19 protein-coding genes and 1 pseudogene are annotated in these 18,573 nt (G+C 73.5%); 14 read left to right on the top strand and 6 right to left on the bottom strand.

Going from position 1 to position 18,573, the window contains the following annotated elements; genetic code table 11:
- Nucleotides 1-41: 41 nt before the first annotated feature.
- From N8J89_RS33750 to N8J89_RS33710, 9 genes and pseudogenes are all read left to right on the top strand, one after another.
- Nucleotides 42-767, top strand: coding sequence for a class I SAM-dependent methyltransferase (locus tag N8J89_RS33750; protein ID WP_283661022.1), 726 nt, complete (start codon nucleotides 42-44; stop codon nucleotides 765-767).
- 18 nt (nucleotides 768-785) lie between these two features.
- A complete protein-coding gene (locus tag N8J89_RS33745; RefSeq protein ID WP_283661021.1) occupies nucleotides 786-1,874 on the top strand; it encodes a threonine aldolase family protein in 1,089 nt (362 codons plus the stop codon).
- Between the two features lie 36 nt (nucleotides 1,875-1,910).
- The gene (gene rlmN / locus N8J89_RS33740; protein WP_283661020.1) at nucleotides 1,911-3,017 is read left to right on the top strand and encodes a dual-specificity RNA methyltransferase RlmN; all 1,107 of its coding nucleotides are present in this window, start codon (nucleotides 1,911-1,913) and stop codon (nucleotides 3,015-3,017) included.
- A 62-nt stretch (nucleotides 3,018-3,079) separates the two neighbouring features.
- Nucleotides 3,080-3,646, top strand: a pseudogene (locus tag N8J89_RS33735) (dual-specificity RNA methyltransferase RlmN); the annotation flags it as partial.
- A 56-nt stretch (nucleotides 3,647-3,702) separates the two neighbouring features.
- Nucleotides 3,703-3,948 (top strand): FitA-like ribbon-helix-helix domain-containing protein, encoded by a 246-nt coding sequence (locus N8J89_RS33730; protein WP_283661019.1) that lies wholly within the window; start codon nucleotides 3,703-3,705, stop codon nucleotides 3,946-3,948.
- On the top strand, nucleotides 3,945-4,376 hold the full coding sequence (locus tag N8J89_RS33725; RefSeq protein ID WP_283661018.1) for a type II toxin-antitoxin system VapC family toxin: 432 nt from the start codon (nucleotides 3,945-3,947) through the stop codon (nucleotides 4,374-4,376). The genes N8J89_RS33730 and N8J89_RS33725 overlap by 4 nt, the downstream gene beginning before the upstream one ends.
- A 2-nt stretch (nucleotides 4,377-4,378) precedes the next feature.
- Nucleotides 4,379-4,837: a hypothetical protein gene (locus N8J89_RS33720; protein ID WP_283661017.1), complete on the top strand. Its 459-nt coding sequence runs from the start codon at nucleotides 4,379-4,381 to the stop codon at nucleotides 4,835-4,837.
- Nucleotides 4,838-4,841: 4 nt separating this feature from the next.
- Complete coding sequence (locus N8J89_RS33715) at nucleotides 4,842-5,399, top strand: hypothetical protein (RefSeq protein WP_283661016.1); 558 nt, start codon at nucleotides 4,842-4,844, stop codon at nucleotides 5,397-5,399.
- 1 nt (nucleotide 5,400) lies between these two features.
- Entirely contained in the window at nucleotides 5,401-5,880 is a 480-nt protein-coding gene (locus tag N8J89_RS33710) for a hypothetical protein (protein WP_283661015.1), read from the top strand.
- Here N8J89_RS33710 and N8J89_RS33705 read toward each other — a convergent pair.
- Genes N8J89_RS33705 through N8J89_RS33685 form a run of 5 tightly spaced genes read right to left on the bottom strand, consistent with a single transcriptional unit; the run spans nucleotide 5,861 to nucleotide 10,968 of the window.
- Nucleotides 5,861-6,571, bottom strand: coding sequence for a PP2C family protein-serine/threonine phosphatase (locus N8J89_RS33705; protein ID WP_283661014.1), 711 nt, complete (start codon nucleotides 6,569-6,571; stop codon nucleotides 5,861-5,863). The genes N8J89_RS33710 and N8J89_RS33705 overlap by 20 nt on opposite strands.
- Entirely contained in the window at nucleotides 6,568-7,221 is a 654-nt protein-coding gene (locus N8J89_RS33700; RefSeq protein WP_283661013.1) for a response regulator transcription factor, read from the bottom strand. Before N8J89_RS33700 ends, N8J89_RS33705 begins: the two co-directional genes overlap by 4 nt.
- Nucleotides 7,222-7,254: 33 nt before the next feature.
- Complete coding sequence (locus N8J89_RS33695) at nucleotides 7,255-7,938, bottom strand: helix-turn-helix transcriptional regulator (RefSeq protein WP_283661012.1); 684 nt, start codon at nucleotides 7,936-7,938, stop codon at nucleotides 7,255-7,257.
- Nucleotides 7,935-9,290: a type VII secretion protein EccE gene (locus tag N8J89_RS33690; protein WP_283661011.1), complete on the bottom strand. Its 1,356-nt coding sequence runs from the start codon at nucleotides 9,288-9,290 to the stop codon at nucleotides 7,935-7,937. The genes N8J89_RS33695 and N8J89_RS33690 overlap by 4 nt, the downstream gene beginning before the upstream one ends.
- A 10-nt stretch (nucleotides 9,291-9,300) precedes the next feature.
- Nucleotides 9,301-10,968, bottom strand: coding sequence for an AfsR/SARP family transcriptional regulator (locus N8J89_RS33685; protein WP_283661010.1), 1,668 nt, complete (start codon nucleotides 10,966-10,968; stop codon nucleotides 9,301-9,303).
- 55 nt (nucleotides 10,969-11,023) lie between these two features.
- On the opposite strand from N8J89_RS33685, the gene N8J89_RS33680 reads away from it, so the two are divergent.
- The 3 genes from N8J89_RS33680 to N8J89_RS33670 are packed head-to-tail and all read left to right on the top strand — an operon-like array spanning nucleotide 11,024 to nucleotide 13,962.
- A complete protein-coding gene (locus N8J89_RS33680; protein WP_283661009.1) occupies nucleotides 11,024-11,710 on the top strand; it encodes a response regulator transcription factor in 687 nt (228 codons plus the stop codon).
- Complete coding sequence (locus N8J89_RS33675; protein ID WP_283661008.1) at nucleotides 11,707-12,966, top strand: sensor histidine kinase; 1,260 nt, start codon at nucleotides 11,707-11,709, stop codon at nucleotides 12,964-12,966. Before N8J89_RS33680 ends, N8J89_RS33675 begins: the two co-directional genes overlap by 4 nt.
- A 36-nt stretch (nucleotides 12,967-13,002) precedes the next feature.
- The gene (locus N8J89_RS33670; protein WP_283661007.1) at nucleotides 13,003-13,962 is read left to right on the top strand and encodes an AAA family ATPase; all 960 of its coding nucleotides are present in this window, start codon (nucleotides 13,003-13,005) and stop codon (nucleotides 13,960-13,962) included.
- On the opposite strand, the gene N8J89_RS33665 is transcribed toward N8J89_RS33670, so the two are convergent.
- The gene (locus tag N8J89_RS33665; RefSeq protein WP_283661006.1) at nucleotides 13,959-15,548 is read right to left on the bottom strand and encodes a serine/threonine protein kinase; all 1,590 of its coding nucleotides are present in this window, start codon (nucleotides 15,546-15,548) and stop codon (nucleotides 13,959-13,961) included. The two genes, N8J89_RS33670 and N8J89_RS33665, sit on opposite strands and share 4 nt — an antisense overlap.
- A 168-nt stretch (nucleotides 15,549-15,716) precedes the next feature.
- On the opposite strand from N8J89_RS33665, the gene eccD reads away from it, so the two are divergent.
- Nucleotides 15,717-17,090 carry a type VII secretion integral membrane protein EccD gene (gene eccD / locus N8J89_RS33660; protein ID WP_283661005.1) on the top strand — a complete coding sequence of 458 codons (1,374 nt, stop codon included), beginning with the start codon at nucleotides 15,717-15,719 and terminating at the stop codon, nucleotides 17,088-17,090.
- Nucleotide 17,091: 1 nt separating this feature from the next.
- On the top strand, nucleotides 17,092-18,513 hold the full coding sequence (eccB, locus tag N8J89_RS33655) for a type VII secretion protein EccB (RefSeq protein WP_283661004.1): 1,422 nt from the start codon (nucleotides 17,092-17,094) through the stop codon (nucleotides 18,511-18,513).
- The last annotated feature ends 60 nt before the right edge of the window (nucleotides 18,514-18,573 follow it).

Here is an 18,573-nt window from a genome sequence, read left to right as displayed (position 1 = left end):
ATTCCTGTGATGAATGGGGAGCAGTTGGGAAACTGTTGGGCGTGAGTTCGACCGCGGAGAACGCAGGCGTGGTGCCCAGCCCCAACATCTGGCACTGGCCGGATGTGTACGAGACGGAGAACCGGGCGCAGGACACCGCGGGCGCGATCTGGCGGACCCTGCGCGCGGAATGCGACTGGACCGGGCTGGACGTCGTGGACGTCGGTTGCGGTGACGGCTTCCACCTGCCGGTCTTCGCTGAGTCGGCGCGTTCGGTGCTCGGCGTCGAACCGCACCCGCCACTGGTCGAAAGGGCGCTCAGGCGGGTGGCCGGACTGGCCAACGTGAACGTCCTGGCGGGCTCGGCGCAGCGCATCCCACTGCCGGATGGCTCGGTCGACCTGGTGCACGCGCGCACCGCCTACTTCTTCGGCCCCGGTTGCGAACCGGGCATCGCCGAGGCCCTGCGGGTGCTGCGGCCCGGCGGCGCGCTGGCCGTGGTGGACCTGGACGGCAGCAGGCCGCCCTACGGCAAGTGGCTGCGGGCTGACGTGCCCGGATACCACCCGCGCCGGATCGAGAAGTTCTTCACCCGGCTGGGGTTCTCACTTCACCGGATCGAGACCCTGTGGCGGTTCGCCGACCGGGAAAGCCTGGTGCAGGTGCTCTCGATCGAGTTCTCCGCGAAGGTCGCCGCCCGCGCGATCGCGGACACCGCGGGGCTGACCATCCCGGTCGGTTACCGGCTGCACGTGCTCCGGAAATCCAGCGGCCTGCTGCTGCCCTGAGCCCCTACTGTGCCCGGCATGCCAGCTGACGCCCCGCCGCTCCGGTCGCTGTCCCTGCACGCCCCGCACCGGGGCCTGCCGGAGCTGGTGCTCGGCCGGATGGCGGCACAGCTCTTGCCGGGCGAGGGGCCCTACGACGCGGTGCCCAGGCTGGAGCGACGGGTAGCCGAGCTGCTGGGCAAGCCGGCCGCGGTGCTGTTCCCGACCGGCACGATGGCCCAGCAGGTCGCGGTGCGCCTGCACGCCGACGCGCGCGGCCGCCGGGGCGTGGCCTTCCACCCGTACTGCCACCTGGACGGGGCCGAGCAGCAGGGCTACACGGTGGTGCACGGGCTGCACGCGGTGCGCGTCGGCGAGCGGGAGCGGCTGCTCACCCTGGCCGAGCTGCGGGAGGTCGAGGAGCCGCCGGCCGCGCTGCTGCTGGAGCTGCCGCAGCGCAGCATCGGCGGGCAGTTGCCGGAGTGGGAGGAGTTGGTGGCGCAGACCGAGTGGGCGCGGGAGCGGGGCGCGGCCACGCACCTGGACGGCGCGCGGCTGTACCTGGCCCAGCCGTACTACCAGCGGCCGCTGGCCGAGATCGCCGGGCTGTTCGACTCGGTGTACGTCTCGGCGACCAAGGGGCTGGGCGGGGTCGCGGACGCGGTGCTGGCCGGCAGTGAGGAGCTGATCAGGCACGCGCGGGTCTGGCGGCACCGGCTCGGTGGCGCGGCCGAGGTGGCCTGGCCCTCGGCGCTGGCCGCGGAGTGGACGATGGGCACCCAGCTGCCCAGGGTGCCGGAGTACCTGGCCACCGCTCGGGAGCTGGCCGGCGAGCTGCGCGGGGCCGAGGGGATCGAGGTGCTGTGCGATCCGCCGCAGACCCCGCTGTTCCACCTGCACCTGGCGGCCAGCCCTGAGTCGGTGCTGGTGGCGGCGCAGCGGCTGAGCGAGGAACGCGGGGTGTACCTGCCGCGCTACGCCGGGGCGATGCCCTCGCCGCGGATGTCCGCGATCGAGATCACCGTGGGCGCGCAGTTCGACGACGTGCCGGTGGCCGAGGCAGTGGCGCTGCTCACCGAGCTGGTGGCGCGGGCGAGGGAGCTCGACCGGGGCTGTGGACAGACGTAAGGAGCACCCCGACGGACGTGGGACACTGGGTGGGCCATGACTTCGTTGCCCCTCGTGTTCGACGCCCCCAAACGCGGCCTGCCGCCGCGGCACCTCGCCGACCTCTCGGCCGAGCAGCGCCGCGCCGCGGTCACCGAGCTCGGTGAGAAGCCGTTCCGCGCGAACCAGCTGTCCAACCACTACTTCGCCAGGCTCACCGCGGACCCGGCCGAGATGACCGACATCCCGGCGGCCAGCAGGGACCGGCTGGCAGGCGAGCTGATGCCGCCGCTGTTCACCGAGCTGCGGAAGGTCACCTGCGACGAGGGCACCACCCGCAAGACGCTGCTGCGCGCGCACGACGGCACGCTGATCGAGAGCGTGCTGATGCGCTACCCGGACCGGGCCACGCTGTGCATCTCCAGCCAGGCCGGCTGCGGCATGGCCTGCCCGTTCTGCGCCACCGGCCAGGGCGGGCTGCAGCGCAACCTGTCCACCGCGGAGATCGTGGAACAGGTGCGGCTGGGCGCGGTGGCGATGCGCGACGGCGAGCTGCCGGGCGGGCCGGGACGGCTGTCCAACATCGTGTTCATGGGCATGGGCGAACCTCTTGCCTCGTTCAACCGGGTTCTTGCCGCCATCCATCGAATCTGCGACCCAGCGCCGAATGGCTTCGGGATCTCCCAGCGCTCGGTGACCGTCTCGACGGTCGGTTTGGTGCCAGGCATTCGCAAGCTGACCGAACAGGGGCTTCAGGTCAGGCTGGCGGTGTCGCTGCACACGCCGGATGACGAGCTGCGGGACACGCTCGTCCCGGTGAACACGCGCTGGAACGTTGCCGAAGTGCTGGAGGCGGCGCGCGGCTACGCAGACAAGACCGGGCGGCGGGTCTCGATCGAGTACGCGCTGATCCGGGACATCAACGACCAAGGCTGGCGTGCGGATCTCCTGGGCACGTTGCTGCGAAAGCATCTTGGGCAGTTGGCGCACGTCAACCTGATCCCGTTGAACCCGACCCCCGGTAGCGAGTGGGACGCTTCCCCGAAGCCGGTCGAGCGAGAGTTCGTCCGACGAGTCGAGGCGCAAGGCGTTACGTGCACTGTGCGGGACACCCGAGGTCAGGAGATCGCGGCGGCCTGCGGGCAGCTCGCGGCCGAGGGCTAGGTCGTACAAGCCTCTCTGACCTGGGGTTACCCGGGATCAGTGATCGTTGTAAGTCTGTTGCCAGGGGCGAGCCGCTGGCCAACTACAAGCGGGTGATCGAGGCGGTGCACCGCATCTGCGATCCGGCGCCGGCGGGGCTGGGCATCTCGCAGCGGTCGGTGACGGTGTCCACGGTCGGGCTGGTGCCGGCGATCCGGAAGATGACCGAGGAGAAGCTGTCGGTGCGGCTGGCGGTGTCGCTGCACACGCCGGATGACGAGCTGCGGGACACGCTGGTGCCGGTGAACACCCGGTGGAAGGTCGCCGAGGTGCTGGAGGCCGCGCGGGGTTACGCGGACCGGACCGGGCGGCGGGTGTCCATCGAGTACGCGTTGATCAGGGACATCAACGACCAGGGGTGGCGGGCGGATCTGCTGGGGCGGCTGCTGCGGGACAACCTCGGGCAGTTCGCGCACGTCAACCTGATCCCGCTGAACCCGACGCCGGGCAGCAAGTGGGATGCCTCGCCGAAGCCGGTGGAGCGGGAGTTCGTGCGCCGGGTGGAGGCGCAGGGGGTGCCGTGCACGGTGCGGGACACGCGGGGGCAGGAGATCGCGGCGGCCTGTGGGCAGCTTGCGGCTGAGGGCTGAGGCGTAGGGACCTTTGGTGCTAGCATTGACTGCAATGACAGCATCGGAGGTGGATCATGGCGGTCCTGACGATCCGCGACTTCGACGAGAGTCTGAAGGCGAAGTTGCGGATCCGTGCGGCTGAGCACGGTCGATCCATGGAAGCCGAGGTACGCGCGATCCTCGCGGCAGTGTTGACCAAGTCCGAGTCCGGCCCTGGGATGGGGTCGAGGATCAGGCAGCGCTTCAGTGACGTCGAGGATGTCGCGTTCGAGACTCCTCAGCGCACGGAGCGGGCACGAGCAGCGGAGTTCCTTGAGTGATCGTCCTTGACACCAACGTCGTGTCCGAGCTCATGAGGCGAGCTCCGAACGACGAGGTGGTGCGCTGGGTGGATCGGTACCCGGCCGATGAAGTCTTCGTCACCGCGGTGACGGCGGCCGAACTCGCCTACGGGGTCGAGCGGATGCCGGACGGTCAGCGCAAGACCGCGCTCGCGGTCAAGGTCTCCGAACTGCTGACCGAGGACCTTCAGGGGCAGATCCTGCCGTTCGATGGTCTGGCGGCCGCGTACTACGGCGAGATCGCGGCAGCACGCGAGAAACAGGGTTCGCCGATCAGCATGGCCGATGCGCAGATCGCCGCGATCTGCCGTCGTTGCGTGGCCTGCTTGGCCACTCGGAACACCAAGGATTTCGCGGATACCGGCATCACTGTGCTCAATCCGTGGGGCGATGCCGATGAGGTGTAGACGTGACGCTCAGGAAGGTCGATGAGGGCTGGGCCGGGGACGACCTCGACGATCTGATCGCCTACTTCGGCGCGGATCCGGATGAGGTCCCGGCACACCAGGTGGTGGTGGCGCGCTGCGCCCGGTGCGCGGGCCGGGTCTTCGTGCTGGAGACCGACGAGTCCTCCACCTGCGTGCGCCGCACCTGCGTCGGCTGCGACTCGACCGTGTTCATGCTGGACGCGGCCGAGTACTGGCCGACCACCGAGGAGGAGGCCGAGGCCAGGTACTTCGTCGAGTGCTCGTGTGACGAGGACCGGTTCGAGGTCGCGGTGGGCTTCACCTTCTACGAGGACACCCCGGGCTCGGACATCCGGTGGGTGAGCATCGCGGTCCGGTGCCTTGCCGATGGTTCACTCGGATACTGCGCGAGTTGGAAGATCGGCTACGGGCCTTCGTCCCATCTGGTCGAGGCGGTCTGATCGCGTGCGGGAGTTCCAGGCGTTCGGGTTCGAGCCCGGCTACCGGGTGGAGGTCGATCCCGAGTTCCCGGCTGACGGGGACTGGGGTTGTCCGGTGTTCGGCTACGACCGGGACGGCCGGGTGGCCGGGGAGTTCGTGGCGCGGTGGGGCAGTCCGCTGACGGTGCGGGTCACTTCGGGCGGTGGAGAATGGGTGGGCCGGTTTCCGGCCTCAGGGGTTGGCGGGGTGGACGGGGTGTTCGCCTGTCCGGCGGCCGGGCAGCTGTGCGTTGTGGTGGCCGGGCTGGCGCAGGTGGTCGAGGTCGGCGCGCCGGGGGCCGGGGCGGTGCTGGTGCGGGACCAGGTGGCTCAGGTCGTGCCGGTGCGGGGGATGCCGCTGTTGCTGTTGGTCAGCTGGACCGATCTGGTGGCGATCGGGCCGGAGGGTGTTGCCTGGGAGTCCGGGCGACTGGCGCTGGACGGGTTGCGGGTGCTGGACGCCAGTGACGAGGGCATCCGGTGTGTGGACGACTTGGCGGAGATCGTCGTGGTGGACCCGGACACCGGTGAGAAGAGGGGTTGAGGTGTACGAGCTGACCGGAGTGCTCGGGCGCGCGGAGCTGTTGCGGGACCGGGTGGCCGGGCTGCCGGAGACGGTGGTGGTCGAGCTGAACCAGGGGCTGGGGCTGGTGCCGGTGGGCGAGGAGCTGTTCCGGGAGCTGACCGGAGCGCGGCGGGTGGACTTCGCCGAGCTGCCCGAGACCTTCGCCGCGCTGCTCGCGGAGTGGTCCCAAGCCGGGCCGATCGCCTTTGTGGAGGCGGAGTTCTTCGCCGGTGACGGGTACCAGGGCGCCTCGGTGTGGCGGGACGGCCTGCTGGAGTGGGGGCCGGTGGTCGAGGAGACCTGCGGGGCGGCGCGGCCGGACTGGCCGATCAACACGGCGCTGACCCGGCTCGGCGCGGTGAGCGATGGCCGGGACCTGTTCAGCTCGGTGGGGCTCGGCGCGGAGCGGGATGTGGCCGACTGGCTGGCGCGGGGCCGGCTCAGGCGCCGGTCGCGGTGATCACGATGGCGGTGGCGTTGTCGTTGCCGCCCGCGGCCTCGGCGGCCGAGAGCAGTGCGCGCACCATCGCCGCGGGGGTGTTGCCGCTGCGCAGGGTGGCCAGGAGTTGGTGGTAGGGAACCTGTTCGGCGATGCCGTCGGTGCACAGCAGGTAGGTGTCGCCGGGTCGAGGAGTGATCTTCAGCAGGTCCGGGTCGGGGTGCGCGGGGTGGCCGAGGTAGCGGGTCAGCTGGTAGCGGGCCGAGGCGGCCTGCGGGGAGTCGAACGGGTACCAGCCGTGCACCGCGCCCAGCCAGGCCATGGTGTGGTCGACGGTGAGCAGCTCCAGCAGTCCGGCGCGCAGCCGGTACAGCCGGGAGTCGCCGAGCTGGGCGAGCCAGAACCCGTCCGGCGTCTCGGCCAGCGCGGTGAGCGTGCAGCCGGCCAGGCCGCCGATCTCCCGGCCGAAGTCACTGATTCGCTGGTGCGCGAGCGCCACCGCGGCGCCGAGCGCGGCCGGATCGGCGCGGCCGTGCTCGGCCACCAGGCCCACCGCGGTCTGGGCGGCCATCGTGCTGCCCGGTCCGTCGCCCATGCCGTCGGCGACCACGGCCAGCAGCGGGTCCAGGCCCAGGTGCGCGCGGTCGAAGTTCGAGCGGTAGCGGTTGCCGGTCTCGCTGCCCGCGGCGGCGGTGAGGAGGAGGGTGGTCACCGGAGGAAGTATCCGGTGCCCTTCACCGTGTGCAGCAGCGGCGGGGGGCCGAGCTTGCGGCGGAGCTGGGCGATCACCACGTCCAGCACGTTGGAGGCGGGCGCGACCAGCTCGTCCCAGGCCGCGGCGATCAGCTCGGCGCGGCTGACCGTGCCGCCGCCGGCCAGCAGCAGGCGGTGCAGCACCGCGAACTCCTTGCCGGTCAGCTCCAGCCGGGCGCCGGCGCGGCGGATCTCGTGCCGGGCCGGGTCCAGTTCCAGGTCGCCGTGGCGCAGCGCCGGGGCCGGGGCCAGGCCGGTGCGGCGGCACAGGCTGCGCACCCGGACCACCAGCTCGATCATCGCGAACGGTTTGACCAGGTAGTCATCGCCGCTGGCCAGGCCGTCGATGCGGTCGGCGACGCTGTCCCGGCCGGTCAGGAACAGCACCGGCACCGGCCAGCCGGCCGCGCGCCGGGCCGTGACGTAGCTGAGGGAGTCACCGGCGGGCAGCATGCGGTCGAACACCGCGCAGTCATAGGCGTTGACGCTGAGCGCTTCGTCGGCCGCCGGCAGGTCGGTGGCGGCGTCGACGGCGAAACCCGCGCCGCGCAAGGAAACCTCGACGGCTACCCGCAGGTTCTCGTCATCCTCGGTGACCAGTACCCGCACAGTGGCCGACAGTAGCCGATCGGCCGGGCGGGTTCAGCCGACCCGGTCCAACAGCCAGCCCCGGTCCGCGGCCTTGGCGCCGGCCTGGAAGCGGCTGCGCGCGCCGAGCCGGTTCATGATGTCGGAGACCATCCGCCGGACCGTGCGCACCGAGATCCGCATCCGGGCCGCGGCGGACTCGTCGGTGCAGCCGTCGAAGAGCAGGGTGAGCAGCTCGCGTTCGCGCATGGTCAGCTCGGCGGGTTCGGGCAGTTCCGAGGCGATCAGCGGCACCGCCGCCGGCCACACCCGCTCGAACAGCTCGGTGGTGGTCCGCACCACCCCGGCCAGCCGGAACATCGCCACCCGGCCCGGGTAGCCGTCGGCCTGGTCGGCGGGCAGCACGGCGACCTCGCCGTCGATGACAAAGGCGTCCATCGGCACTTCCGGCAGTGTGCGCACCTCCGCCCCGGCCAGCGCCAGCGCGCTGAGCTGGAGCGAGGCGCCGGGGGTGGTGCGGGTCCGGTCGGGCACCAGCACCCGGTAGCGCACGCCGCGGCGCAGGTTGTCGTGGTCGAGCTTGCGGAAGGTGGCCAGCTGACGCGGGAACGCGGTGTTGCCGCGGCGGGCGATGAGCACCTCGCGGCCGGCGGTGGCGAGCTGGGTGTCCACCCCGGTGGCCACGGGCGTACGGTCGGCCGGGCGCAGCAGGGAGAGCACGGGAGTCTGGGTGTTCACAGCGGGTTGCCTCCGATCGGCATGGTCGCGGCGAGGGCGCGGGCGTGCCGCCCGTCGAGTCGTTCCAGGCGCACGCCGAAGCGTTCGCCCAGGTAGGTCAGGTCGGTGGCGGCCGCGTCGACCACGGCGCCGGTGGTCGCGGCGATCCGGAGCACCGCGGTGGGCTCCCGGTCCTCGCCGGTGGTGACGGCCACGGTGATCGCCACGCCGGGCGCGGCGGCCAGCAGTCGTTGCAGCAGCGGGCCACGGTCCACTGTGGACAGTTGGGCGTACCCGGCGAGCCGGAAACCGGCCTGGGTCACCGCGCCCGCCCGCCAGAACCGCCAGTCCTCGCGGGTCTCACCGCGGCCGGACCCGGTGTGGGTCAGCGCGGGCAGCACCGCGCGCAGGTCCTCCTCGGCGAGGGCGTCGGCAGGCAGTCCGGCGCGGGTGAGGCGGCGCAGCACCCGGCGCACGGTGTTGGCCAGCGCGGTGGTCAGGTCCTCGTCCCGGAAGACGTCCGGATCGCGCAGCGCCCGCACCGCCAGCCAGGTGCGCGGCGGCCGGTCCCTGGCCGGTCCGGTGTGCAGCACGAGCCGGGCGCCGAACTCGGGCATCGCCGGATCGGGGTCGGGCAGCAACGCGTCCGCGGCCGCGGCCCGCAGGAACTCGTGGTCAGCCGCGCGCGGGCGCAGCACCACGACCAGCTCGTCCGGGTGGCTGAGCAGGCCGGCCGCGACCCCGCCGATGGTGGCGGTGCGGATCCGGCTGGCCGGGGCGAGCAGGTCGAGCAGGGGGGCCGGATCGTGTTCGGTCGCGCCGAGGTCGTGGGCGCGGCGGCGGAGCAGGTGGCGGAGGCGGATGGCCATCAGCGTGGTCAGCCAGCGGCCGCGGACCCGGATCGCGGTGCAGGCGATCAGGGCGGCGCCGACGCCGAGCGCGGTGGCCAGCGGCCAGGGGCGGCCGATGGCGAGGACGGCGGTGAGGGCGGCGAGCTGCCAGCAGAGGATGCGGAGGGCGGGGATGGCGGCGCGGCGGGGCGCGGGTGCCGGGGGAGCTGGGGGTGGGGTGGGGCGGGTCGGGTGGGGAGCGGGGGTGGCGGCGGCGAGGACGCGGGGATCAAGGGGAGCGGCCGCGAGCACACGAGGTGCGGTGGGAGCGGCTGCGGCGAGCACGCGGGGGCCGGTGGGGTGCGGCGGCCGGGCATGACCCGGGAGCTGCGCGGGCCGCGGCGCGTAGGCCGGGCCGGTCAGTGCGGCGGCGTGCGGCCGTGGGGCCGCGGCCGGGGGGCCGGGTTGACGCGGCGGGTTGGCGGGAGTGGCCGTGCGGGTGGTCAGGCCCGTTGGCCAGCCGGGAGCGGGTTCCTGCGGCATGGGTTCCTCCTCACGCGACGCGGGTGTTGGACAGCGGGCGGGTGGCGCGGGCCTGGGCGCGGACCAGTGGGTGGGTCTGGAAGCGGCTGGGGGCGGGGGCCTCCAGCAGGTGGTGGTCGGTCAGCTCCTCCAGCAGGCGGCGGGTCTCCGGGTGGGACAGGCCCAGCTGCTGACTCGCCTGCCGGGTGTCGAACTCCGGGGGCAGGGCGGCCAGGGCGTGGAACGCTGAGCGGGCGCCCGCTGACAACCGCCGGTACGAGCCGGTCAGGCCGGGGGCCAGCGGCGCGGAGGCGAGCCAGTCGGCCAGGTCCGAGGCTGTCCACTGTGGACGGATCGCGAGCTGGGTGGCGACCGCGTGCAGGGCGCCGGGGTTGCCGCCGCAGGCGGTCAGCGCGGTTGTCAGCGAGGTGAGCGGCCGGCCCGTGGCGGCGTGGAACAGGGTGGCGGACTCGGTGGGGGACAGCGGGTTCAGCCGGTACCGGGTCTCGCCGGGCAGGCGCCAGTCGCGGGTGCGGGTGGTGACCAGGGTCAGGCTGGGCGAGGCGCCGGGCAGCAGGGGGCGCAGCTGGTCCTCGTCGGCGGCGTCGTCCAGGACCAGCAGCACCCGGCGGCCGGACAGCTCGGAGCGCCACAGTGCCGCGCGTTCGTCCGCATCGGCCGGGACCGTGGTGTGGCCGAGGCCGCGGAGCAGGCGGGCCAGCGCGTCGGCCGGGGCGAGCGGGTGCGCGTCGGCGTGGGCGCGCAGGTCCAGGAAGAACTGGCCGTCGGGGTAGCGGGCGGCCAGGCGGTGGGCGGCGTGCACGGCCAGCGCGGTCTTGCCCGCTCCGGTCATGCCGTCCAGCACGATCGTCTGGCCGGGGGTGGACTGGCCCAGCGCGGTCAGTTCGGCGGCGCGGCCGGTGAAACCCGGGATGTCCCTGGGCAGCTCGCGGCGCGGGTGGCTGGTGGCGGGAGTGGCCAGCGCCTGCTGGTGCGCCTCGGCCAGCGCCGGACCCGGGTCCACGCCCAGCTCCTCGGCCAGCACCCGGCGGGCCTGGTGGTAGGTGGCCAGCGCCTCGGCCCGGCGGCCGGCCGCGTGCAGGGCGCGCACCAGCTGGGTCCAGGCGGCCTCGCGCAGCGGCTCGTCCGCGGTCAGCGCGCGCAGGCCGCTGATCGCCGCCCGCGCCTCGCCCGCGGCCAGCTGCGCCTCGGCCAGCGACTCGCGCAGGTCGCGCCGGATCTCCTCCAGGCGGTCCGCGGCGGACTGGAACTCCGCGCCGGGCAGGTCCTCGAACGGGCGGCCACGCCAGGCGGAGAGGGCCTCGGTGTACAGGGCGATCGCCCGGTGCGGCGCGCCCTCGGCCAGTGCGGCGCGGGCCGCGGCGGCCAGGTCGGCCACCCGGTCGGCGTCCAGTTCGCCCGGCGCGACCAGCAGCCGGTAGGCGCCGGGGCGGCTCTCGATCGCCGAGGGCAGCAGGCGGCGCAGGCGGCAGATGTAGGTCTTGAGGTTGGCCTCGGCGGAGGCGGGCACGGCCTGTTCATGCCAGGTCGACTCGATCAGCCGATCAACCCGGACCCACGCGTTAGGGTGCAGCAGCAAGGTCGCCAGCACCGCGACGGGCTTGCGCGCACCGAGCTCGAGCACCGCTCCAGCCGGGTCGCGGGCCTCGACCGGACCCAGAATGTGGAAGATCGTCATCCCCCGCCCCCTCTCTCCATCGCACCCACCATCTCTGTGGCCACATGAGGTTTCCATGACACGACCGGGAGTGATCCCCGTCCGAGTTCTGGTGGTCGAGGACGACGACGACCTGCGGTTCGCGGTGGTCGCGGAGCTGCGCTCGGCCGGACTCGCGGTGGTGGAGGCGGCGGACATCGCGGCCGCGGACCGGGCGGTGCGCGAGGGCGAGCACGCCTGCGTGGTCTTCGACCGGATGCTGCCCGACGGCGACGCCATCACCTACGTGCACCGGCGGCGGCAGGAGGGCTGGGCCACCCCGGTGCTGTTCCTGACCTCGCTGGACAAGATCGCCGACCGGGTCGCCGGGTTCGAGCACGGCGGCGATGACTACCTGGCCAAGCCGTTCGCGATGGCCGAGCTGACCGCGCGGGTGTCCGCGCTGTGCCGCCGCACCGGCAGCGGCAGGCCCTCGGTGCTGCGGCACGCCGACCTGGAGGTGGACTGCGCCCGGCGCGAGGTGCGCAGGGCCGGGGTGCTGCTGACCGTCTCGGACAAGGAGTTCGCGGTGCTGGAGCACCTGCTGGCCAGGGCGGGGCAGGTGATCTCGCGCAGTGAGCTGATCGAGCACTGCTGGGACAACAGCGCCGACCCGATGTCCAACGTGGTCGACGCGGTGGTGAAACGGCTGCGCGCCAAGCTGGCCGAGCCCAGGCTGATCCACACCGTGCACGGCCGCGGCTTCCGGTTGGGCGCCGGGTGAGCACGACTTCCGCTGACCGGCTGCGCCGCCTCCGCCGCCTGCTCACCCTGCTGTTCACCGCGCTCAACGCGGCCGGGCTGATCCTGTTCGCCTACCTGGTGATCCGCGAGGACCGGCAGCAGGGCGAGCAGCACATGGACGCCGACCTGCGCCGGGTCAGCGCGGTGGTGTCCAGGCTGATCGACTACGACGGCACCATCAACACCGAGGAACTCGGGCACGACCAGATCAACAACGCCTGCCCGCAGTTCACCGTGCTGGACCGCGACGAGAATGGTGAGTGGTCGACCAATCACACCAGCGAGAAGCCCTGCGCCCCGCTGCCGATGACCACGCTGACCAGTCTCGCCCAGCAGTCCGTCGACACCCGCAGCATGATCACCGGCTACCAGCGCGGCAGCGGGGGCGAGCTGCTCAGGGTCACCGCCGACTCGCTGCGCAACCGGTCGGGGCAGTACGTCGGCGCGGTGGTCGCCGCGCTGGACGCGCGGGAGACCGAGAGCAGGCACGACCGGCGGGTGCTGATCGTGCTCGGGGTGTCCGTGCTGCTGGTCGGCGCCTGCGCGCTGGCCGGGCACGTGCTCTCCGGCCGGGCCATGCGACCCGCGGTGGACGCGCTGGCCCAGCAGGAGGCGCTGCTCGGCGACATCGCGCACGACCTGCGCAAACCAGTGGCGGCGCTGCGCGCGCTGGCCGAGACCGGGCTGCGCAACCCGGACCAGCACGCCGAGCTGCTGCCGCGCGCGGTGCGGTTGTCCGCGCGGATGGGCGGCATCATCGACGGCCTGCTCATGCGCGCTCGCTTCGCCGCCGGGGTGCAGGAGCTGGCCAGGCAGCCGATCTGGCTGGACCAGCTGGTCGCGGGCGTGGTCGAGGACACCCCGCCGGAGGGCGCGCGGATCACGCTGACCACCAGTCCGAGCAAGGTCGACGCCGACCCGGTGCTGGTGCAGCGCGCGGTGGCCAACCTGCTCGGCAACGCCCTGCAGCACGGCCACCAGCCCGGCGCGGCCGCGGTGGTGCACGTCAGCGTGGCCGGCAACCGGGTCACCGTGGCCGACCAGGGGCCCGGCATCGACGCCGAACGCGCCGAGCTGGCCCTGGACCGCTTCACCAGCGGCGGCGGGTCCAGCGGGCTCGGCCTGGCCATCGTGCGCTGGGTCGCCCAGGCGCACGGCGGCACGCTGCGGGTGTACAACGCCGAGGCCGGCGGCGCCATCTTCGAGCTGGAGCTGCCCGCCGTGTACCGGGACTGAACGACCGCTGTACCCGTGCTGCCTAGGATCCCCGGTATGAGCGCCACGCAGGCCGGGCAGGTCTACTCGCTGATCGCGCGCAACGTGCAGTCGGTGGTCCGCGGCAAACCCGAGGTGGTGCGCCTGGCCGTGGCCGCGCTGCTGGCCGAGGGCCACCTGCTCATCGAGGACGTGCCGGGGCTGGGCAAGACCACGCTGGCCCGCTGCATCGCGCGCAGCATCGGCGGCAGCTGGAACCGCATCCAGTTCACCCCCGACCTGCTGCCCGGCGACATCACCGGCGTCACCGTCTACCACCAGAAGGAAGAGGAGTTCACCTTCCACCCCGGTGGCATCTTCGCCAACGTGGTGGTCGCCGACGAGATCAACCGCGGCACGCCCAAGACCCAGTCCGCGCTGCTGGAGGTCATGTCGGAGCGCCGGGTCACCGTGGACGCGGTCGCGCACCCGGTGCCCAGCCCGTTCCTGGTGGTGGCCACCCAGAACCCGATCGAGATGGAGGGCACCTACCGGCTGCCCGAGGCCCAGCTCGACCGGTTCCTGATGCGGTTGTCAGTCGGCTACCCGGACGTGGACGCCGAGGTCCTGGTGATCATGAGCGACTGCGCCGGCGTGTCCCCGGACGACCTGCCCGCCGTGGTCGACATCCCGACCCTGCGCGCCGCGATCACCCAGGTCCGCAAGGCGCACCTGGACCGCGCGGTGGTCGAGTACGCGGCCCGGCTGGCCGCGGCCACCCGCGAGCACACCGCGGTGCGCTTCGGCGCCAGCCCGCGCGGCAGCATCGCGCTGGTGCGCGCGGCGCAGGCGATGGCGGCCACTGAGGGCCGGGAGTTCGTCACCCCGGACGACATCAAGGACGTCGCGGTGCCGGTGCTCGCGCACCGCCTGGTGCTGACCGCCGACGCGGAGCTGAACCAGCGCGGCGCGGCCGAGATCGTGGCCGAGGTGCTGGCCGCGACGCCCGCGCCCGCGCTGAACCAGAGCGCCCGCTAGTTGCGGCAGTCCGCGCCGTTGATGGACTTGGGCTGGCTCTTGTAGACCACGCCGCCGCCGTTGGTGCCCCGGACGTCGAAGCAGTACTTGCGGTTCGGTTCCACCTCACCCTTCCAGGTGGTGGTCTGCTGCGGCGGGAACGTCTTGTTCTCCGTGGCGTTCTCCACCGCCATGCCCACGGCGAAGTACAGCGACTCGCTGCTGCGCCAGTTCAGCTCGACGGTGTTGCCGCGCACGATGGGCTCCTCCAGCACGATCTCCACCGGTTTCGCGGAGGTGGTGGGCGCGCTGGCCGGGGTGGGGCCGGGGGGCAGGGCCAGTTCGGCGGGGTCGTCGTTGATCAGCAGCACCGCGCCGACGGCGAGCACCGCGGCCAGGCCGACGCCGCCGAGGACCAAGCCGGTGCGGCTGGCCGGGCGGTCGGGCCGGGCCGGGCCGGAGATCACCAGCGGGGCGCCGCGCGGCTGGGGCGGGGCGGATTCCGGTGCGGTGTCTGGAGTTGTGGCGGGGGTCGGGGGCTCCGGTGCGGACTCGGCGGTCCGGGCGAGGTGGCCCGATGGCGGGGTGGCGGGGAACTGGGCGGGCGGCGGTGTGCTCGGGGCCTGGACCGGCCGCGGGGTGCGCCGGACTTGGGCAACGTGGCCGGCCGCCCGGACGCCGGGGGTCTGGGCGGGGTGGCCGGGCCAGTCGGCCTGCGCGGTGGTCAGCCGGTGCGCCTCGGGCGAGGGGCCCGGCACGTACCCGGCGAAGTCGTCGAAACCCCGTCCCGCCGCCTCCGCGCCCGCGCTCTTCGGCTCGGGCCCGCCCATCCGGTCCAGCCAGCCCGAGACCACCGCCGCCTCGGCCGGGCGCAGCGCCGGGTCCTTGCTCAGCAGCGCGGAGACCACCGCGGTCAGCGCCTCGGGCACGTCCGGTCTGGTCAGCGGCGGCACCGGGGTGCCGAGCACGCGCAGCATCCGCTCGCCCTCCGGTTCGCCGATCGCGCCGGGGTGCGGTGACTCGCCGGAGAGGGCCAGGTGCAGCAGGGCGCCGAGGCCGTACAGGTCCGAGCGTTCGTCCACGGTGCCGTCGCGGAGGGTTTCCGGGGCGGTGAAGTCGATGCCGGTGCGGTGGTCGCGGGGGTAGGCGCGGCGCAGGGTGAGGCCGAGGTCGGCGAGCACGGGTTCACCGGTGGGGCGGAACAGCAGGTTGCCGGGGGTGACGCCGCCGTGCACCAGACCGGCCCGGTGCGCGGCGGCCAGCGCGGTGGCCACCGCCCGGCCGAGGGCGAGCGCGTCGGGCACCGAGAGCCTGCCGCAGCTGGCGACCAGCTCGCGCAGGGACTGCGAGCACAGCTCCATCCGCAGCGCGGTGCGGCCGTCCGGGGTGTCCTCGACCGCGTCGGCGACCAGCACCGGCGCCCGGTCCCGCAGCGCGGCCAGCCTGGTCAGCTCCCGGTCCAGCTCGGCGCGGGTGCGCTTGGGCAGCTTGGCCGGGAAGACCTTGAGCGCGAACGCCTCGCCGGTGTCCGCGCGCATCCCGGCGTACACCGTGGCCACCGGTCCCTCGCCGAGCGGGACCAGCTCCTGCGGGCCGTTGCCGGTCATCCCGGGCTCCCCTCTGTCTCGCACATCATCCGGTGCCACCGGTGATGGCCGCTAGCTGCCGACCCGGTTCCCCGGCCGGGCCTTCACCCAGATCGTAGGAAGCCGGACCACAGGTGCGCGCCGGGCGGCAGGTTGTTGCCGCTGCGGCCAGTGCGAGGAGGTAGGCCGATGACCACGACCGGGCTGGTGCGAGTGACGGTCGCCGCGCCGCACCGGCGCATCGACATGGCGTTGCCCGAGCAGTCCAGCGTCGCCGAGATCGTGCCGGGGCTGCTCCGGCACGCCGGTGAGCACCTCGCTGACGACGGTGCGGCCGACGGCGGCTGGCTGCTGCGGCGGGGTGACGGGTCGGCGCTGGAACTCGGGCGCACGCTGGGCTCGTACCGGATCAGGGACGGCGAGGTGCTGCACCTGACCTCGCGGCGCACCGAGTGGCCCGAGCTGGAGTACGACGACCTGGTCGACGCGATCGCCGACGGCGCCGGCCGGGCCGGGCGGGCCTGGAGCGCGCGGCACACCCGGCTGGCCGGGCTGGCCGTCGGCGGGCTGGTGCTGCTGCTCGGCCTGGCGGTGGTGCTGCGGGCCGGACCGCCCTGGCCGATGCCCGGACTGTGGTCACTCCTGGTGAGTTTGTTGCTACTCGCCGTCGGTGCTACGTTGGCCAGGACCGCGGGAGACGCGGTGGCCGGCGCGGTCTTCGGGGCGCTTTCGCTGCCGTACTCCTTCCTCGGTGGAGCTCTGCTCCTGGCCGGTAGCCACCCGCTGCTGGACCTGGGCGCACCCCAGATCCAGGCGGGTAGCGCGGCACTGCTGTTCGGGGCGGTGCTCGGCCACCTCGGCACGGCGCACGGGTTGCCGGTCTTCGCCGCGGCGGCGACCACTGGCCTGCTCGGCGTGCTGGGCGGCGTGCTGGCCGGGCTGGACACCTTCGACGGTGCCCAGGCGGCCGCGATCGTGGCCGGTGCGGTGCTGGCGTTCTCCCCGCTGCTGGCTCCGCTGGCGATCCGGCTGGCCAGGGTGCCGATGCCGGTGCTGCCCCGCACCACCGCGGATCTTGTTCGGAATGATCCGCAGCCGCCGCGACCGGCGGTGTACCAGGCGGTCGCGCGGGCGCACGGGTTGCTGACCGGCATGCTGGTCGGCGTCGCGCTGGTGGCCGTGGTCTGCCAGGTGCTGCTGGTGCGCAGCGGCCGCACGTCCGCGCTGTGGCTGCTGGTGGTGCTCGCGCTCGGGTTCCTGCTCAGGGCGCGGCTGTATCCCGTGCTGTGGCAACGGGTTCCGTTGCTCGGCGCGGGGGTGTGCGGGGTGGTGTGCCTCGCGCTCGGACCGCTGCTGTCCGGGCGGGTGGCCATCGCCGGTGCGGTGCTGCTCGTGGTCGGCGGACTGGTCGTGCTGGCCGGGCTGCACCACAGCCGTCGCCAGGCGAGTCCGTACCTCGGACGCTATGCCGAGCTGTTCGAGGTGGCGGTGGTGCTCGCCGTGGTGCCGGTGGTGTGCGCGGTGCTCGACCTGTACGCCTACCTGCGCGGGCTGGGCGGCTGAGATGGCATCCAGTCGCGATCAGCTGCAGGCACACCAGTTCCTGGCCCAGCGGGCGATCTCCGCGCTGGTCACCAGGGAGACCGATCCGGAACAGCCACCGTTCCGGCGACCCAGCGTGTCCGCGTTCGGCAGCATCGCGCTGGCGGTGATCATCCTGGCCGGGTTCGGCGTGTACGGGCTGATCGTGCCGGGCGGCAAGGACGCCTGGCGCACCGGCGACGCGGTGATCGTGGAGAAGGAGACCGGGGCGCGGCTGGTGTACGTGGACGGCAGGCTGCGGCCGGTCACGAACCACACCTCGGCGCTGCTGGCGCTGGGCAAGCACGCGCCGACCATGGACGTCTCGCAGGAGTCGCTGGCCGGGGTGCCGAGGGCGCCGCGGATCGGGCTGCTGGACGTGCCGGACGGGCTGCCGGGCCGGGAACGGGTGCTCGGCGGCGGCTGGAGCATGTGCTCGCAGCCCGCGGTGGACACCACCGGCGCGGCGGTGCACGAGTCGGTGCTGCTGGTCGGCCAGGCGCCCGGCGGCGGTCGCGCGCTCGGTGAGTCCGCGCTGCTGCTGGAACCGCCGGAACAGGGTGACTGGCAGCTGGTCTGGCGCGGGCACCGGCACCGGATCGCCCAGGCCGACACGGCCGCGGTCCGCCTCGCGCTGCGCACCGGGCCGGTGCTGCGGGCCGGGTCGGCCCTGGTGGACAACCTGCCGGCGGGCGCGGAGATCGGCCCGATCACGTTGCGGGACATCGGCAAGCCCAGCACCGCGGTGCCCGGCAAGCCGGACCTGCGGATCGGTCAGCTGGCGCTGGTGCGCGTCTCGGGCGAGGTGACCCAGCGGTACCTGGTGGAGGCCGACCGGCTGCGGCCGATCTCGGAGCTGCAGTTCGAGATCCAGCGCGCGCACAAGCCCACCGCCGAGGCCCTAGGCGAGGGTGAGCTGAACGGGATCGCGTTGAGCCCGTTGGCGGTCAGCGGGGCGAAACTGGCCACGGTGGAGCCCGCGCGGGCCGGTCAGGCGCCGGAGCGGCGACCGGAGTTCGCAGGTCCGGCCGCGGGCGCGCCCACGGTGTGCGCGAGCTTCGAGCCGGGCGCGGAGGTGCCTGCGGTGACGGTGGATGCCGTGCTGCCGCAACGGGATCCGGCGCTGCGCACGGGCAGGCGCACCGATGCCGGCCTGCCGCTGGCCGACCGGGTGGTGGTGTCGCCGGGGTCGGTGGCGGTGGTGGAGGTGATGCCCAGTCCGCGCGCGCCGGTGGGCACGCTGTCGCTGGTGAGCGACCAGGGGCGCAACCATCCGCTGGCCACGCCGGATGTGCTGGCGATGCTGGGGTACGAGGGGGTCCGGCCGGTGCGGATGCCCGCTGGGCTGGTGGCCCGGATTCCGCTGGGGAGTGGGCTGGATCCGCTGGCGGCGCAACGGCCCTGAGGCGCTGGGACGCGGGCCTGCGGCGCTGAGGCGGCCCCGCGGTCCGGAACCGTGGGGCGG

Origin of the sequence: Crossiella sp. CA-258035 (assembly GCF_030064675.1) — a bacterium.
GTDB lineage: Bacteria > Actinomycetota > Actinomycetes > Mycobacteriales > Pseudonocardiaceae > Crossiella.
The sequence above is the reverse complement of the archived record's forward strand: the minus strand, read 5'-3'. Positions and strand labels throughout refer to the sequence as shown.